This window comes from Pseudoalteromonas sp. SG45-2, from assembly GCF_014164115.1.
Lineage (GTDB): Bacteria > Pseudomonadota > Gammaproteobacteria > Enterobacterales > Alteromonadaceae > Pseudoalteromonas > Pseudoalteromonas distincta.
Genome location: NZ_JACJEO010000015.1, coordinates 35,853 through 53,121, shown reverse-complemented (window position 1 = coordinate 53,121; position 17,269 = coordinate 35,853). Strand labels below are relative to the sequence as shown.

The 17,269-nt window shown below is 39.5% G+C and carries 13 protein-coding genes; 5 read left to right on the top strand and 8 right to left on the bottom strand.

The window, feature by feature from the left end:
- Positions 1-42: 42 nt before the first annotated feature.
- Positions 43-2,295 carry a TonB-dependent receptor gene (locus H5116_RS12260; RefSeq protein ID WP_182716250.1) on the bottom strand — a complete coding sequence of 751 codons (2,253 nt, stop codon included), beginning with the start codon at positions 2,293-2,295 and terminating at the stop codon, positions 43-45.
- A 285-nt stretch (positions 2,296-2,580) separates the two neighbouring features.
- Here H5116_RS12260 and H5116_RS12255 point away from each other — a divergent pair, with 285 nt between their 5' ends.
- From H5116_RS12255 to H5116_RS12240, 4 genes are all read left to right on the top strand, one after another.
- Entirely contained in the window at positions 2,581-3,588 is a 1,008-nt protein-coding gene (locus H5116_RS12255) for a LacI family DNA-binding transcriptional regulator (RefSeq protein WP_182716249.1), read from the top strand.
- Between the two features lie 175 nt (positions 3,589-3,763).
- Entirely contained in the window at positions 3,764-5,002 is a 1,239-nt protein-coding gene (locus tag H5116_RS12250) for a sugar MFS transporter (protein WP_182693046.1), read from the top strand.
- 14 nt (positions 5,003-5,016) lie between these two features.
- Complete coding sequence (locus H5116_RS12245) at positions 5,017-6,519, top strand: trehalase family glycosidase (protein WP_182716248.1); 1,503 nt, start codon at positions 5,017-5,019, stop codon at positions 6,517-6,519.
- A 183-nt stretch (positions 6,520-6,702) separates the two neighbouring features.
- Positions 6,703-7,392, top strand: coding sequence for a LuxR C-terminal-related transcriptional regulator (locus tag H5116_RS12240; protein ID WP_024595599.1), 690 nt, complete (start codon positions 6,703-6,705; stop codon positions 7,390-7,392).
- An 81-nt stretch (positions 7,393-7,473) separates the two neighbouring features.
- On the opposite strand, the gene H5116_RS12235 is transcribed toward H5116_RS12240, so the two are convergent.
- Genes H5116_RS12235 through H5116_RS12220 form a run of 4 tightly spaced genes read right to left on the bottom strand, consistent with a single transcriptional unit; the run spans position 7,474 to position 10,604 of the window.
- Positions 7,474-8,247, bottom strand: coding sequence for a CsgG/HfaB family protein (locus H5116_RS12235; protein ID WP_182197166.1), 774 nt, complete (start codon positions 8,245-8,247; stop codon positions 7,474-7,476).
- Positions 8,247-8,672, bottom strand: coding sequence for a curli assembly protein CsgF (locus tag H5116_RS12230; RefSeq protein ID WP_024595597.1), 426 nt, complete (start codon positions 8,670-8,672; stop codon positions 8,247-8,249). The genes H5116_RS12235 and H5116_RS12230 overlap by 1 nt, the downstream gene beginning before the upstream one ends.
- The gene (locus H5116_RS12225; protein WP_024595596.1) at positions 8,662-9,060 is read right to left on the bottom strand and encodes a curli production assembly/transport protein CsgE; all 399 of its coding nucleotides are present in this window, start codon (positions 9,058-9,060) and stop codon (positions 8,662-8,664) included. The genes H5116_RS12230 and H5116_RS12225 overlap by 11 nt, the downstream gene beginning before the upstream one ends.
- Before the next feature lie 41 nt (positions 9,061-9,101).
- Positions 9,102-10,604 carry a curlin gene (locus H5116_RS12220; protein ID WP_024595595.1) on the bottom strand — a complete coding sequence of 501 codons (1,503 nt, stop codon included), beginning with the start codon at positions 10,602-10,604 and terminating at the stop codon, positions 9,102-9,104.
- A gap of 584 nt (positions 10,605-11,188) precedes the next feature.
- On the opposite strand from H5116_RS12220, the gene H5116_RS12215 reads away from it, so the two are divergent.
- Positions 11,189-13,690, top strand: coding sequence for a S8 family serine peptidase (locus H5116_RS12215; protein WP_182716247.1), 2,502 nt, complete (start codon positions 11,189-11,191; stop codon positions 13,688-13,690).
- A gap of 63 nt (positions 13,691-13,753) precedes the next feature.
- Here H5116_RS12215 and puuE read toward each other — a convergent pair whose 3' ends face one another.
- The 3 genes from puuE to guaD are packed head-to-tail and all read right to left on the bottom strand — an operon-like array spanning position 13,754 to position 17,269.
- Positions 13,754-14,686, bottom strand: coding sequence for an allantoinase PuuE (gene puuE, locus H5116_RS12210; protein WP_182716246.1), 933 nt, complete (start codon positions 14,684-14,686; stop codon positions 13,754-13,756).
- A gap of 1 nt (position 14,687) precedes the next feature.
- Positions 14,688-15,899 carry a urate hydroxylase PuuD gene (locus H5116_RS12205; RefSeq protein WP_182716245.1) on the bottom strand — a complete coding sequence of 404 codons (1,212 nt, stop codon included), beginning with the start codon at positions 15,897-15,899 and terminating at the stop codon, positions 14,688-14,690.
- 5 nt (positions 15,900-15,904) lie between these two features.
- The gene (gene guaD / locus H5116_RS12200) at positions 15,905-17,269 is read right to left on the bottom strand and encodes a guanine deaminase (protein ID WP_182716244.1); all 1,365 of its coding nucleotides are present in this window, start codon (positions 17,267-17,269) and stop codon (positions 15,905-15,907) included.

Genomic DNA, 17,269 nt, shown 5'->3' with positions numbered 1-17,269 from the left:
AAAGTGAAAGGGAGCGAATGCTCCCTTTATATTGTATTTTATTTAAAACGCGTAACTTACACTAAAGCGCGTTGTACGAGGCATAATGTAACGACCATTTGGTGCATCAGCATTACGTGGATCGCCTTCTGTAATGCCTTGCTCATCCGTTAAGTTATCTATTGCTACTTGAAGCTTGATGCCTTCCATTGGTTCTAATATTAAACCTAAATCAACTTTTTCGTAGCCATCGAGTGTTACAGTGTTTTCGTTATTGCCAAAGCGATCATCAACCGCTGAAAGTGTACCGTATAAAGTTGCATACATACCTTGTAGCTCAAAATCGTAACTTGGCGTTATACGTACTTGCCATTTTGGTTGGCGCTGCGACTGGTTACCATCGTTTGTTGGGCTCTCTGTAATTTCAGCATCTTGTAATGTCGTATTTAAATTAACAGAAAAACCAGAATCATGATTAAAGTTGTAATCAAGCTCTATACCGTATGCTTCGTTTGTTAAAATTTCTGCTGGTACGCCAGGTCGTCTTACAAATGTGTCGCCTTTAACTTCATTTACAAATACGGTTGCATAAAAGTCGGTTGATTCAGTAATTAACTTATAGCCAAGCTCGCCTTGAGTTATTTCTTTAATAAGCTTTTCGCCGCCTTCGTAAGCATCAAAGTTATCTCTAAAGTCATCAAAGTAAGGCATTTTATAACCACGGTTAACACGGGCAAACACACCCATATCATCATTAATTGAATAGTTTAACCCTGTAGTCCACGATGTTTTACTTTCATCATAGCTAACGGTTTTAGTAATAATACCGTCAAGGCCCTCATCTACACTGTATTCTACTTCGTGGTTTTCTTGACGTACGCCAACATCAAGTGTAAACGCATCAGCAAATTTGTATTCACCGGTGACATAAAACGCGTTAGTGCGCGCATCACCTGTTGAGCTTATGTCGTAGTTAAAATCACAACCATCGGTGTTTTGATTACATTCAATCCCAGCCAATGCTTCGCCACCTGATTCAAGTACATGGTATGCAGTGTTACCTAAGCTCCACCAATCTTTTGCTGAAGTACTTGCAGTGTAATATCCAAAGGTTGTTGATAGGTCGCCAAATTTTTTCGAAAAAGCTAAATCATTAGTAAATGAGCTGATTTCTTTAAGTACTACCCATCGACCAAGTTGTTGGACTGGGGTATCGCTTGCGTATTCAGTGTTTGTAACTGCTCCAAATGCAGTTTGGCCGTTATCAGCAACTGCTCCAACCGTTGTTGCTGAGCCACTAGGTACTAAACCGTAGGTATTTGCATCGCCTTTGGTAATGTTAAAGCGATCTGAAAAATGCCAACCACCTTTTAGCTCTAGCTTAATACTACCGCCCGAAACATGGCCGTCCCATCCTCGGCCATCACCTAGGTCAATATCAAGTGCTTGTGCATCGGGGCCTGTAAATATTGTTGCTTGACGATTTAGCGTACCAAGTTGCGTATATTCTGCGTCAATACCATCAACATTAAGGGGTGTTGGTAAGTACCATGCACCGTGATCGTCTGTTTGGCGGGTATAAAAGTTAAGCTCACCGTTGTCTAAATCTTTAGTAATGTTGATTGTAAATTGGCTACCCTTTTCAGAAGTAAAGCCCGCATCACGAATACCCGGTGAGCTTTTTACGTAACCGCCAACCATAAAGTATAAATCGTCAGTAATTTCACCACTCATCACAGCATCAACTCGCTGTAAGTCGTAATCAGAAGTTGTGTATTTAAATAAGCCTTCTGTTTCTTCGCCACCACGTTTTAATCTAAAATTGGTTGTTAATCCTGGTTGTCCGTTAGATAAAACAGGATTAGGTCCACCACGCAGGGCTTCTACTGTCTCAATGGTTTCATCAATACGAAACATTGATGAGTTCTCTAAAAATGACAATGTTGAAGCAGGATAAATAGGTGAGCCTTCAATACTGAGTGTTAAAAATGGGGCATCACCACCACCAGGAAAACCACGAACAAATACATTAGCGCCCGATTCACCACCTGAGCTTTCTACCCAAACACCAGGTATTGCTTTAAACAAGTCAGCGGTGCTTTTTGGAGACAGTTTAATAATTTGTTCACTATCGATATTAGTTACCGCATAGCTGGCATCAATTTTTCTAACTCCAACACCCGTAGGTGTTCCCGATACCACAATGCGCTCAACTTTCTGTTTTTCTTGTGTTTGCTCTGCTGCAAATGCGCATTGAGTGCTAAGCGCTAAAGTAATTGCACACGCTAATGTACTTTTTGCTTTATTGATTTTCATGTGTGTGATCCCGTTTTTAGTGTATTAAACAGTGTATTTCAGCAGCCTTTTTACTAAAAATCATTGTAAATAGGCTGTGTATATTGAAACCTTAGAGATAAATGCAAACGTTTGCAATATTTATTTGTAAATTATTTATGAATTTATATAGTTTATTTATTGAGCTTATTTATATGTTAAACACTTTTTAGGTCGTTGTTCGCGCCAGCAAAAAATAATAATGCTATATTGTCAGCGAGTTAGATAATTGTATTGATCAGTGGTAAGCGACTATTTAGGAAGATCATGAATAACAAAAAAATTAAATTAACTGATTTAGCGAAAATAGCAGGCGTGTCTACCTCTACAGTTTCGCGTGCGCTTAATGATAATCCGCTAATTAAGCAAGAAACCCGCGATAAACTTCAGCGCTTAGCTAAAGAGTATAATTTTAGTCTTAATACGGCTGCAAGTCGGTTGCGGACACAAAAAACCAATGTAGTTGCGGTTATAATTAACCTTGACGAACAAACAGAGCAGTCGATTAGCGATCCGTTTTTACTTAAAGTAGTGAGCGAAATTAATCTTGCACTTAATCAGCAAGGGTTAGAGCTTTTACTATCTAATTCAATCATGGCGCAAGACGATTGGGCTAATTATTTTATTAATAGCCGCCGTGCAGACGGTATTATTGTTGTAGGTCAAGGTAAAAACCAAACCAATATAGAAAATGCAGCTAACGCAGGTATTCCGCTGGTGGTATGGGGAGACCCTAAAACACCTAGCAACTACCCCATTGTAGGAAGTGACAATTACTTGGGAGGCTTGCAAGCAACAACGCATTTAATAGAGCACGGAGCTAAAAACATTGTATTTTTAGGCGACCCAGAACATGGTGAAATTAGTGAGCGTCATAGAGGGTACTCTGCCGCATTAGCATCCCATAAATTAGAGCAACATGTTGTATCTATTGATATTACAAGTAGCTCAGCATATCAATCAATTAACCAATTACTGCGTGAAAAAGGTCTTTATTTTGATGCTATAGTTGCATGTAGTGATATGGTTGCCTTAGGTGCCATGAAAGCCTTAAAAGAGCGTTATGTAAGCATTCCTAATGATGTCGCTCTAGTAGGTTTTGATAATATTGCTATGGCCGACATTAGCCACCCTTCATTATCAACTATCCGACAAAACACACAGTACGCAGCCACGCTATTAGTTCAAAAGTTGATGCAGCAACTAGCTGGTGAAAAAGTTGAATCACAAGTAATTGATATTGAACTGATTACCCGCCAATCAAGTAAAAGATAGTTTATAAATCATGTTGAGTTAATGTTAAATTTAAAATGCAAACGATTGCATTGAGGGCTATTCTAAACTAAACTCAAACCTCACTGATATAAACACACACTGTGTATGCACTCGTTATGGGCATACAATAAAGGTCGTTATAGCGTTTAAATAACGCTGTAAAGCGAGGGCAATTATGAGTAAAACAAAAGTCACACTGGCAATTGCAGCAAGTTACTTTATTTTCGCTATTTTGTTAAATAGCGTGGGCACCGTTATTTTGCAGGCAATAAATACCCTTGGGGTAAGTAAAACAGAAGCTTCAGTGCTTGAGGGGTTTAAAGATTTATCCATTGCGATAATGTCATTTGTAGTGGCTTCGTTTATTCCTCGCCTAGGCTATAAACTGGCCATGCTTGGGGCACTTACTGTTGTTGCCCTTGCTTGTGTAAGTACGGCTTTAATTAGTGACTTTTATGCGTTTAAAATTTTATTTGCCGCCATTGGTTGTGGCTTTGCTGTGGTTAAAGTGTCGGTTTACTCTATTATCGGCCAAGTGACAGATGATGCAAATAGCCACTCTTCATTGTTAAACACCATTGAGGGCATTTTCATGGTTGGTGTGTTAAGTGGCTATTGGATTTTTACTGCTTTTATAGATCCAAACGATTCAACCGCGTGGCTCAACGTTTATTACTTACTAGCAGCTCTGGCCCTAATCGTTATAGCGAGCGTAATTGCTGCGCCTATAAAGCCCGCCATTATAAGTAAAACTAAACGCTCTGGTTGGTTCGATTTTATCGCCATGCTTAAGCTAACATATCAACCGTTGGTACTCATATTTATAATTAGTGCTTTTTTATACGTATTAATTGAGCAGGGCGTCGGTACTTGGCTACCCACATTCAATAATGAAGTTTTAAAACTTCCTATAGCTATTAGTATTCAGCTGGCCAGTATTTTTGCTGCGGCACTTGCATTTGGGCGCTTAGTAGCAGGGCAAGTACTTAAACACATTCACTGGTTTGTTGTATTGAGCAGTTGTTTAATTGCGATGGCCGGCCTCATACTTATTACCCTACCGCTTACTGAGAATGTTACTGAAAATACAGTAATTAGCTTATTTGATGCACCACTTGCTGCATTTATTTTACCGTTAATTGGCTTTTTCATGGCGCCTATTTATCCGGTACTTAACTCAGTTATTCTCAGCGCTCTTGAAAAACATCGTCATGCCGCTATGACTGGCTTAATTGTAGTTTTTTCAGCACTTGGTGGAACAACAGGCTCAATAATAACTGGTTATGTATTTGAGCACTTTAGTGGCCAGCATGCGTTTTACCTTTCTTTGGTTCCCATTAGTTTGATTTTTATTAGCGTGATTTTTTTCAAAAAACGAACCGACGCTATCTCACAACACGCAACAACAGCTTAACAGTAAGGAAAGTTATGAGTTTTTTTGACAGCCAATTATTTAAAGATGTTCAAATGCAGCATGTATTTAGCGACTGTAAAACATTCGCAGATGCAATTGCGCGTGTTAATTGGCAAAGTGCATGTAAAAGCTATGAACAATTAGCGCCTTTAACTAATACGCAGCTTAGTGAGTTTGTAAACGCACACTTTATTACTTCCCCAGTGCTAGCAATGGGCACTGAGGCTGATACGTCATCGGTTAAACATTATATAGACTCGTTATGGAGTGGCCTTAGAAGAGAGGCGGATACCCCGAAGCAAGATTCATTACTAGCACTAAAGCACTGCTATATTGTGCCTGGCGGGCGCTTTCAAGAGATTTACTATTGGGATAGTTATTTTACAGCATTGGGCTTAATCGATGCAGATAAAGGTGATGTAGTTGAAGATATGCTACTTAACTTTGTAGATTTAATTAACGATTATGGTTGTATTCCAAATGGTAACCGTCGCTATTATTTATCACGCTCGCAGCCACCGGTTTTAGCACTCATGGTCGAGTTATTATGGGAACATACGCATAGCAAATCACTCAATACGCAATGGCTTGCTATGTGTGTTGCAGCACTTGAAAAAGAATATATATTTTGGATGCAAGACGCGCAGTTCCTTTCGAGTGATTTATTGGGCTCAAAGCGGGTAGTAAGAATGCCTTGTGGTGGTGTTTTAAATCGTTATTGGGACGATGTAAGTGAGCCAAGAGCAGAGTCATTGCGTGAAGATTTAGCGCTAGCGGAAGGGTTGGCGAAGGAGAAAAAATCTGATTTTTATCGTAATATTCGCGCTGCATGTGAGTCGGGTTGGGACTTTAGTTCTCGTTGGCTTGGTGAGTCTAATTTACTAAGCTCTATTCAAACAACTGATATTGTTCCTATAGATTTAAACTGCCTTATGTATAACTTAGAGAATCAATTAAGCAAATTCTTTCAATTGCTCGGCAATAGTGAACAAGCAGAGCATTACCAATTACTTGCCAGCAATCGCAAGGCACTTATTAATGCTTACCTTTGGAATGAACCAACCGGTTTTTTTGTTGATTATAACTGCCGTACAACGACTCAATCTCCAATACTTAGTGCAGCGGCAACTACTGCTTTATTTGTTAATTTAGCCAGTAATGAGCAAGCAATCAAGGTAGCTACAATATTAGCCAATGAATTTTTAAAAGAGGGTGGCATTGTTACAACTATTACTCAAACGCCTCAGCAGTGGGATAGTCCAAATGGTTGGGCTCCACTCCAATGGCTTGCGGTAAAAGGGCTTAATAACTACGGTATTACTCAATTGAGTACACATATAATGCAAAATTGGGTAAATATGGTTGAGCAAAATTTTGCAGTAAATAAGTGCTTACTCGAAAAATACAATGTGTGCACACCAGCGGTTTTAGCCGGTGGTGGTGAATATCAAGTACAGCAGGGTTTTGGTTGGACTAATGGCGTAACGACTCGATTTTATAAATTACTAAGCTACTAATCCGATCTGTTATTTATCTTACAAAAAATTGTTAAAACAAAAGTAATGCAGGTTATGTATTGATTTAATAGGTTTTTATCTGTTTTAGGATGAGAAACGATAACTTTATTTTAATACCAAAATCTCATTGTAAGTTGTATTTGATTTAGGTAATGTAGTGTAAATGTTTCAAGGACGAAATTTATGCCCCATAAAAACTCAGTATTCGTAAAAACTACATTTCAATCATCTTTTCATTCACACAACTACACAGCTATTTTAAGAACACTACAGGCCTTGTTTGGTGATATTAAAATGGACGATGTTATTCCTAAAGCTGAGCAGCGTGCAAATTATGATTTGTTTTTAATAGATGGTGCTAAAAGCAAATGGCAAGATCTCATTCCCGCAGACCTTATTTGTTTAGCTAAACACCATAGTGTTGTTATCTTTAATGTTGATAAAGAAGATGTGTGCGAGCAAAACTTATTGCTTAACCATTTTAATGGTGTTTTTTATAAATCTGATGCGCCAGAAGATATTTTTAAAGGGTTAGTTCGTGTTGATACTGGCGAGCTTTGGTTTACGCGTAAAGTGATTTCAAAAGCTTTTAACGATATTTTAGCCGTGGCATCATCATTTAATAACCTACATGACGACATTGAATTAAAGCAGGACGATTACGATCATTTAACAAAGCGAGAAAAGTCCGTTATTCATTTAATTGCACAAGGTGCGAGTAACAATACAATTGCTGATAAGCTCAATATTAGCGACCACACTGTAAAAACACATTTGTACAGTGCGTTTAAAAAAACTAACTCACGTAACAGGGTGGAGCTTGCGAATTGGGCTCAGCGCTACGTTTCTGTTTTATTACCAATGGCTAAATAAATAGCATATATAATCTCAATTTCTCCCATAAAAAAGGCTACTGTTAGTAGCCTTTTTTATTTGTTATGACGGCCTGTGTATTTAGCTCACTTTTTTAGCCCATAAGCCTTTATCAATGCCTTTTGTTATAAGGTCTGTCAGTGCTTTTTCTATTGCCTGAGTTACACAAATACTCATAGGTTCGTTGTCACTAAAGCCGGCTTCAGCTTCAGCTAGACGTTTGTAGCTTACGTATCTAAAAAAGCCTGCACGCATCTCTTGGCTTAATACTTTTTTGCTGGTGGCCACACTAAGCAACACTTGGCCTGTACGAACATCCACAGCGCGTAGATAAATTGAAATAGCATCTTCACGGTAAAGCTCAGATGCGCCTATACCAAAGTATTCCATACCTAACCCACCCGTTTTCACATTGGTGTCATAGCTTATAATACCGCCCTCTAAAATGATTTTAGCTGTGGTAAGTGGAGGTAACTCAGCCTGGTTAGGGTTATCAGTTTGGCCTGCACGAATGATTTTTCGCTCAGTTAAAATGTTTTGTAAACCTTCACGCTCAACAGGTGTAAACCAATCAGATTCATGCAGTGCTTGTACGAGTATTGAATTAGCACCTTGTGTAACGGCAGTCGAAAACGAACTAACGTTAGTTTGTGGTTTATATTGACCTGTTTGGTCTCTAAATGAGTAGACCGATACCGGAATGCTGCCAACAGGTTTTGGTAAGTTTTTTAAGTCTGCAAATAATTCAGTTGGCTCTAGGCTAATTGCTTTTTGCTGTGATGGTGGAATAAGCTTACCTAAACTTGTACAGCCGCTCAAACCCAGTAATGTTATTGTTATTAGTAGTTTATACATTATCCAAACCTCGGTACTTCAATGATCACAACAGAGTCATCTAATATGTTTGTTATTTTTACTGTAATAGAATCGGTTGTGCTGGTTATAACTTCAATTTGATAATCACCACTCATAAAAATTGAGTCCTGATTAAAAATACTATCTTCAATATCCTCACCAAAAGCCATATCTGTAATTTCTCTTACCATGCGGTTTAAGTAAGTGCGCTCTAAAGAGTCTTGAAATTGTTCAGCATAACCTTTTTCGATTACCGGAGCCTTGTGCTTATTTTGAGCCTGTGCTTTGCTCAGCAGCATATTTGCATTGAGTGGATTACCACCAAAGCTTGGATTTATTGGGGTGTAAATTATTTCAGTCGCGGAAGCTGAAAAGCTTAATATTGTTATTATTATAAGGGCTATTTTTTTCATTTTACCATCCATCTTTAGCCATATCTGGTGTTGATGCAGCCATGTTTGAGCGAGCCATTGCATCTATTACTGTATAAACAGCTTGCTCAACACGTTCATCGAGGGGTTCTAATCTGCGACCTAAATAAGTCGCGTAAACGAGTTGATTATTCATTATTAAAGAAAGTTGTGTACCCGCTTTTGGTATTACGGTTTCTTTTATTTCAATATTAAAACCAGCTGTTGAAGGAAGATCTCGCCAGTAGTTTGAAAATTCATAATAAAATTGATGACCAAAGCGGCTAATACTTCTATCAAGTAATAAGCCATCTATTTCTAGTTCATCCGCAGCATGAGTTGCCCCAGAAAAACATAGGAAAAGTGTGAGTAGGTAACGATTAAAGTTAATATTTTTTTTCATAATTTAAAAAGGGGAGAGGATCGCTCTCCCCACCTCAACAATTACATTTGAGTAATTGTTGCTGCGTTTCCATCACCAATTTGGGTAACAGATACAGTGCTGTCAAAGCCAATTACTGAGCCTTCAACAATATTGTCGTTACCAATTTGAGTAACACTAAACGATACGTTTTCACCACCAACTAAAAATGCTGATTGTTCAACGCCAGTAACCCAGTTACCTTCACCTGTTTGTGAAATATCAATGCTGTGGTTATTGCCTTCAACCATCATATCAATAAGGTTTAACGTGCCACTTTGTGCAATATCAATTTGGTTATTATTACTATCTAAAATGCCAGCAAGGGTAACAATTGCTTCATTTTGAGAGCCGTCTTGAGCAATATCGATGTCATTATCGTTAGATGTAAGCGTTACATCTGGGTATGAAGATTGAACAAGTACGGCATTTTCATCGCCAGCTTGTACTAAATCAACATCATTGCCAGAGCCGTTAAAGTTAGCTAAGTGAATCGAGTTTAAATCACCTATTTGGGCTGATGTAAATTCATTGTCTGAACCAATTACACCCATGTAGGCTTCGTTTAAATCACCGTTTTGCATTGAAGTTAGTTCGTTGTTGTCACCAATTAAATCGGCTGTCATTAAGTTTTCAGCGCCAACTTGTGTTGCTGAAACCTCATTATTAGAACCTTCAAATAAGTTTGATTCAATTGTGTTAAGTGAACCTTCTTGATCTAAATCTATTTGGTTGTCGTCCCCAATTACAGTTGCAAACGTTACCGCATTAGTTAAGCCATCTTGCTCAATTTCAATTTCATTTGCATCACCAGAAATTGCACTAAATGCTACAGCATTACGATCACCTACTTGTTCAACTTCAAGCTCGTTGTCATTGCCTTGTAAACTACTTACTTTAAAGGTACTCCAATAACCGTCTTGAACTAAATCAAGAGTATTTTCGTCGCCTGTAAGCATCGTAATTTCTGCTTCATGCCATTCACCGGTTTGCAGTGAGGTAATTTCGTTTGCGTTACCTTGCATGTCCATGTTGTAGAACCAGTGACCACCAGTGCCTTGTTCAACATCAATGATATTATCATCACCAGTTACAATATTAATCGCTTCATTATTTACAAAAAAGCCTTGGCCAAATTGTGAAACAAATAACATATTATTATTACCAGTCACTTCAGAGATAAAACCATTAGCAACGCCATCTTGGCTGTATACTTGCAGGTTGTTGTCACCTGTGGTGATTACTTCAGCATAATTACCAAATTGGCTCTGCACAACTTCAGTTTCGTTATTATTACCGGTTGTTGTTACAAGCATGGTGTTGCTATCACCATCTTGTGTAAGTAGTGCAGTATTTTCATTAAAAGTTTGGATAAGAGTCATTGAGTTTTCAACACTTGCTACAGAAACGTTGGTAGCAAGTTCTGAGCTTGATGCTGATTTGTTGTTAGTATCTGCATAAGAAGCAAAGCTAGTACCCATTGCAATTGCAACTGCGCAGCTTAAAAGTGATTTGTTCAACTTCATTATTTTCTCCTTGAAATATTAAAACCAAACACCTTAAATTTTATAGGTTTTATAAGGTATTTGCTGTGTCAGCATGCCGTGCCGATATAATGTTTTGTGATCCGCTTGAAAAGCTCTTAAAGTAAAATTTTTCGATGTAGTTAATAATTATCACTAAACGCTTTGTCATTATTTTAACTTACGTTTAATAACTGTTAATTATTAAGTACCCAATTACTGTATTCCTCAAATGTATTTTCTGAAATCATCATTTTTTACCAATTTTTTAATTTTTATTTTTCAGTGGGTTATGGTGAGGTTGTTGAGGTTTTTTATTAATTCAATCTAAAAGCAGTAAAAATCTCCGACCCTTTATTAGGTAAATGGTTTTGCGTGAATTTCATTAAAAGGTCTGTCTTTAGTGTTTTTTTTATACTTTAACTGGTCAAAATTGTTGGTTTTAACAACGTTTTTATTTTTTAACTTGTTAAATGATTAGTTTGGTTGTTTCCTTAGGGTATGCCATGTGATCCCTTGTACTCGAAATAGTGAAAGAACGTGCTTAGAGCATCTAAGCTAACCCAAAAAAAACTATGGATAGAACAATGAAAACAAAATTATCTATTATTACTCTTGCCTTACTTCCGTGCTTAGCAGCTGCAAAAGTTCCTGATGTGGGTGTAAAGCAATCTGTAACTGCTAGCAGTGATTCTATAATTGTTAAATATAAAAGTAATGCAACGAAAGAAATGCGTAAGCAGGCTCGTTCATTAGTTAAAGCTAAAATTACTGATCTAAATAAAGATGAACTTGATGACAGCTATACGTCTTTACTTTCAGGTCGCTTAGCTAAGTTTAAAGTGTCGGGAATGAGCACTAAAGACGCAATTGCGCTTTTAAAGTCTCATCAAGCTATTGAATATGTAGAGCCTGATTACCAAGTAAGCATTGCACGTACGCCAGATGATCCTCGTTTTGATGAGCTTTGGGGCTTAAATAATGATGGCCAAACGGGTGGTACAGCAGACGCTGATATTGATGCAGTAGAAGCATGGGATATTTCGACAGGTAGCCGCGATGTAGTGGTAGGTGTAATCGATACGGGTATTGATTACAGCCACAGTGATTTAGCTAGCAATATGTGGGTAAATAGCAGCGAAATACCAGGAGATGGTATTGATAATGATGGTAACGGTTTTATAGATGACGTGCATGGTATAAATGCCATTACTGACAGTGGCGACCCTATGGATGACGAAGGCCATGGTACACACGTTTCAGGTACTATTGGCGCAAGTGGTGGCAATGGTATTGGTGTTGTAGGTGTTAACCATGAAGTATCACTTGTTGGTTGTAAGTTTTTAGATGCTGCGGGTAATGGCTCAACATCAGACGCTATTAAGTGTATTGATTACATGGTTAGCCTTAAAAACTCAGGCGTTAACTTACGCGTATTAAATAATAGCTGGGGTGGTGGCGGTTACAGCCAAGCACTAGCAGATGCAATTGCATCAAGCGAAGCGGCGGATTTACTCTTTGTAGCCGCAGCTGGTAACGATACTATTGATAACGATGTTAACCCGCATTACCCATCTAACTACGAAAACGCAAGTGTATTATCGGTTGCAAGTACGGATCAAACCGATGGTATTTCATGGTTTTCACATTATGGTTTAACAAGCGTTGATATGGGCGCGCCGGGTAATGCTATTTTATCAACTACACCAGGTGAGAGCTATGCATCTTACTCAGGCACATCTATGGCAACGCCACATGTAGCAGGTGCTGCAGCGTTAGTATTGTCAATTAATCCTGAGCTTAGCACTCAAGAGCTGAAAGATTTACTAATGAACTCTGGCGATGCAAATGCTGCGCTACAAGGTGTAACGGTTGCAGGTACTCGTCTTAATGTTAACCAAGCGCTTATTGATGCAGACCCTACACCGGGCTTTAAAATATCAGCTGATCCACTTACGCAACAAATTGAAGCAGGCCAAGCTACAAACTACACATTTACAATTGGTTCAATTGCCGAATGGGATGAAGAAGTAACGCTTGAGTTATCAACAACATTAGGCGGCGCTTATTTATCATCGCTTACAGCGCGCCCAGGCGATGAAGTAATGCTAAATGTTGAAACCGATACTAACACTCAGTGGGGCGAATACGAGCTTACTGTAACAGCTACAGCTGGTGATATTGTTAAAGAGCAGTCAGTTAAATTAATGGTTCAACCTGTTGGCTTAAACGACTTTACTTACAGCAGTAACACAAGTGTTGATATTCCTGATAACTCGCCAGTAGGTGCAGTGTCAGTAATTAATGTTCCTGATGACTTAACAGTATTTGGTACTACTGCTGATGTAGATATTTCGCATACTTACTCAGGCGACTTAGTGGTTAAGTTAGTATCTGCTCAAGGCACACAAGTAACGCTACAAAGCAATGTGGGTGGTTCAAACGACGACATAGTTAGAAGCTTTACTTCTGAATCATTTAACGGCGAAGTTGCTACAGGCGATTGGACACTACAAGTAGAAGATACTGCTGCAGCCGATACCGGCACAATTAATGGCTGGTCATTAACGCTAAGCGCTATTGGCGAAGTTAGCCCACAACCACCACGTGCTAGTTTTGACGTTGAGACACAAGGCTTAACAGTTAACTTTATTGATTCAAGCACTGATTCAAATAACGATATTACACAGTGGAGCTGGAGCTTTGGCGATGGTGCAACATCATCTGATCAAAACCCTATGCATGTGTATGCAGCATCAGGTAATTACGATGTAGAACTAACGGTAACAGACAGTGAAGGCAATACAAGTACATCAACTCAAACGGTTGTTGTAAGTGATGTAGAGCTAGAAATCACCTTAAAACGTGCTAATAAGTCTCGCCTTGATACTATGCGTGTAGAGCTTAGTTGGGAAAGTGTTGGCGCTGAATCACTAAGTGTTTACCGTAATGGTGAGCTTGTAGATACTACTGCTGACCGAGGTCGTTACCGCGACTACGTACGTGGTGCTACATTACCATCGTACGATTACCAATTATGTGTAACTGAAAATGTATGTTCTAACATCATTACGGTTTCATTTAACTAACTACTCCTAAAGTGACTTTAAGCCCAGCATTACTGGGCTTTTTTATGTTTTAAAAAATATAAACTATGCTTTTTTATATGGATGGGTTTTAAGCCAGTGCTCGGCTATTTGCTCACGTGTGGCAAACCAAACCTGATCATGCGAGCGAGCATATTCTAAAAACCGTGCTAATGCTTTTATTCTTCCTGGTCTGCCAATTAGGCGGCAATGCAAACCTATCGACATCATCTTTGGGGCGTTTTCACCTTGTGGGTCGCCTTCCTCGTATAGTGTATCGAATGCATCTTTTAAGTAATTATAAAACTGATCCCCGGCATTAAAACCCTGCACGGCAGCAAAGCGCATGTCGTTTACATCAAGCGTGTAGGGCACTATTAACTGTGGTTTACCTTCTTTAATACTGTAAAAAGGTAGGTCGTCGCTGTAATCGTCGGCATCATATAAAAACGAGCCATTTTCTACCACAAGGGCTGCTGTGTTAGGGCTTGTGCGCCCTGTGTACCAGCCTTTGGGCTTTTTACCGGTAAGCGTTTGAATGATCTCAATGGCTTGTTGCATATGCTCGCGTTCGGTTTGCTTATCTATATTTTGATAATTAATCCAGCGCAGGCCATGGCTTGCAATCTCGTGGCCCGCTTTAACAAAGGCTTTAGCTACATCGGGGTGGCGCTCAAGGGCCATCGCCACTGCAAAAATGGTGACCGGTATATCGTATTTTTTAAATAAACGCAGTAGCCTCCACACGCCAGCGCGTGAGCCATATTCGTAAATAGACTCCATGCTTATATGGCGGTCTTCAACATGCGGGGCACTGACTATTTCTGATAAAAAAGTTTCGGCCGCTGCATCACCATGTAATACACAATTTTCGCCGCCTTCTTCGTAATTTAATACCACTTGCACGGCAATACGTGCTTTATTGGGCCAATTTGCATGGGGTACATCTGGACCATAACCAATTAAATTGCGCGGGTAGTTTTTAAATTGCTCGCTCATGTTATTGCTCCTTTTTAAGTGCGCTGAGCCAAGAGCCTAGCGTTTCGCGCTCTGTGTCTGTCATTTGGGTCATATTGGCCAGTGGCATATCTTTTGTTATAACCGCGCGGGTATGAATAAGCGTGCTGGATTTTTTTACATCACTAATAGAGTCGAGCTTAAAGCCTAGCGGCGCGGTTTGAAAAAGCTCAGAGGTGGGTGTTTCGCTGTGACACTGTGTACAGTGCTTGCTAATTATATCCCACGCTTGTGCGTCGGTAATACTTGTTTGTAAAGGCGCGCTTTCGCCTGCATTTGTTGGTGTACTGGGCCAAGGGGCTATGGCGAGCATAAGAGCAAAAAAAGCTGCAATACCGCTTACAAGTACTGAGGGTTTATTAATACCTTGATGTTTTAAGTTAAAATAATGGCGTATCCACATACCAATACCAAACAGCGCAATTAAAATAAGCCAGCCAAAGTTGTGGCTGTAGGTATAAGGAAAGTGATTGCTAAGCATAATAAATACCACGGGTAACGTGGCGTAGTTATTATGAATAGAACACAGCTTTGCCTTTAAACCTGGCGCTGAATCAGGGATTCTACCGGCTTCTACTTCACTTACCATATAGCGTTGCCCTGGCATAATAATGTGATACACATTGCCAACCATACAAGTACCAATAAGTGCACCTACATGAATATACACAGCGCGGTCGCTAAATAATTGATCAACCCCAAAAGTCCACAGAGCTAATAAACCAATAACTACAGCAATAAACACTTTGCCGTTTTCGACCAGTGAGGTTTTACACAATAAACGATAAACACCATAACCTAAGCCAATAAAACCAAGGGATGCGCCAATAGCTGCAAATTTACTTAGCTCACTTTTACTGTTATCAATTAAATACACATCGGCGCCAACATAATAAAGTAAGCTAAATAGTAATATACCGGTGATCCACGTTGTGTAGGCTTCCCACTTAAACCAGTGCAAAGTATGCGGCATTTGTTCAGGGCCATTTTGATACTTAGCCACTTCGTAAAAGCCACCACCATGCACGGCCCATAAATCGCCTTTTATGCCTTTATCTATTTTCCACTGCGGTGGTGTTTGTAGGTTGTTATCAAGCCATGCAAAATAAAATGAAGCGCCAATCCATGCTATACCAGCAATAACATGAAAATAACGCAGTACTAAATGAGCAAGCTCAAATAAATAGTTTTCCATAACGGTTAAGCCTCTTCTAATACCGGTGAGCGGGTGTCTGAAAATTGATTGTTATCATCGCGCTTATACACACTTTTACCCATAATGTAGGTTTGCTCAACGCAGCGGTCGTCGCCTAACATCATCATTGCAAATAATTTTTCATGCAGGGTTTTGGCATGCTGTATTCTAAATTTTAAAAATGGGGTTGCTGAACAATCCATTACAATAAAATCGGCTTCACAACCGGCTTCAAAATTACCAATTGTCCCTTCTAAATCGAGCGTTCTAGCACCGCCGAGTGTTGCTAAATACAACCCTTTAAATGCTGAAAACTTTTGACCTTGTAATTGCTGAATTTTGTACGCTTCGTTACCTGTTTGTAGCATAGAAAAGCTTGTTCCCGCGCCTACATCGGTACCCATGCCTACGTTTATGCCGTGCTCTTCACAGGCTTTTAAATTTAAAAGTCCTGATCCTAAAAATAGGTTTGAGGTAGGGCAGTGCGATATTGCCGCATTGTTATCTGCAAGGCAGCATAGCTCGCGCTCAGATAAATGAATACTATGGGCAAATACTGAGCGTTTACGTACCATTTTTGCTTGCTCGTACACGCCTAAGTAATCTTCGGCTTCTGGAAATAGTCCTTTTACCCATTCGCACTCGTCTTTGTTTTCAGATAAGTGTGTATGCAGGTAGGTGTCTGGGTATTCTTCAAGCAACTGAGTACATTTTTGAAGTTGCTCAGGGGTTGATGTGGGGGCAAAACGCGGTGTAACTGCGTAGCTTAACCTATCAATATTGTGCCATTTTTCGATGAGTTCTTTAGATTCGTCATAACTTGTTTGCGCGCAATCAGATAAGTCGTCAGGGCAGTTACGGTCCATCATTACTTTACCGGCAATCATGCGTAAATTGCGTTTTTGTGATTCTTTAAAAAACGCATCAACCGATTGCGGATGCACAGTGCCAAATACAAGGGCAGTGGTTGTGCCATTGCGCAGCAGCTCGTCTAAAAAGCGGTTAGATATCTCTTTTGAATAATGCTCACAGGTAAACTTTTTTTCGGTTGGGAAGGCGTATTCGGTGAGCCAACTTAAAAGCTGCTCGCCATACGCGCCTACCATTTCGGTTTGCGGCAAATGTATGTGTGTGTCAATCATACCAGGCATAACGAGTTTGCCATCGTGGCGGATAACACGCGCTGATTTATCAATTGTAGGCAGTATGTCTTGCTCATAGCCAAGCTTAACTACTTTGCTGTGCTTGATAACTAATGCGCCTTTTTCAAAAAAACGATGGGCGTTTTCGCCAGCAATGGCAGGGTCGTCAACAAAGTCGAGTATATCGGCACAAACTACTGTTAAGTCATTATTGTTTTGTGTGCTCAT

Coding starts and splice junctions, on each gene's coding strand:
- H5116_RS12225 (WP_024595596.1), bottom strand. CDS start 9,060: ATGAAAAAAAATATTAACTTTAATCGTTACCTACTCACACTTTTCCTA.
- guaD (WP_182716244.1), bottom strand. CDS start 17,269: ATGAGCACACAAAACAATAATGACTTAACAGTAGTTTGTGCCGATATA.
- H5116_RS12245 (WP_182716248.1), top strand. CDS start 5,017: ATGAGTTTTTTTGACAGCCAATTATTTAAAGATGTTCAAATGCAGCAT.
- puuE (WP_182716246.1), bottom strand. CDS start 14,686: ATGAGCGAGCAATTTAAAAACTACCCGCGCAATTTAATTGGTTATGGT.
- H5116_RS12255 (WP_182716249.1), top strand. CDS start 2,581: ATGAATAACAAAAAAATTAAATTAACTGATTTAGCGAAAATAGCAGGC.
- H5116_RS12235 (WP_182197166.1), bottom strand. CDS start 8,247: ATGTATAAACTACTAATAACAATAACATTACTGGGTTTGAGCGGCTGT.
- H5116_RS12250 (WP_182693046.1), top strand. CDS start 3,764: ATGAGTAAAACAAAAGTCACACTGGCAATTGCAGCAAGTTACTTTATT.
- H5116_RS12205 (WP_182716245.1), bottom strand. CDS start 15,899: ATGGAAAACTATTTATTTGAGCTTGCTCATTTAGTACTGCGTTATTTT.
- H5116_RS12220 (WP_024595595.1), bottom strand. CDS start 10,604: ATGAAGTTGAACAAATCACTTTTAAGCTGCGCAGTTGCAATTGCAATG.
- H5116_RS12260 (WP_182716250.1), bottom strand. CDS start 2,295: ATGAAAATCAATAAAGCAAAAAGTACATTAGCGTGTGCAATTACTTTA.
- H5116_RS12240 (WP_024595599.1), top strand. CDS start 6,703: ATGCCCCATAAAAACTCAGTATTCGTAAAAACTACATTTCAATCATCT.
- H5116_RS12230 (WP_024595597.1), bottom strand. CDS start 8,672: ATGGATGGTAAAATGAAAAAAATAGCCCTTATAATAATAACAATATTA.
- H5116_RS12215 (WP_182716247.1), top strand. CDS start 11,189: ATGAAAACAAAATTATCTATTATTACTCTTGCCTTACTTCCGTGCTTA.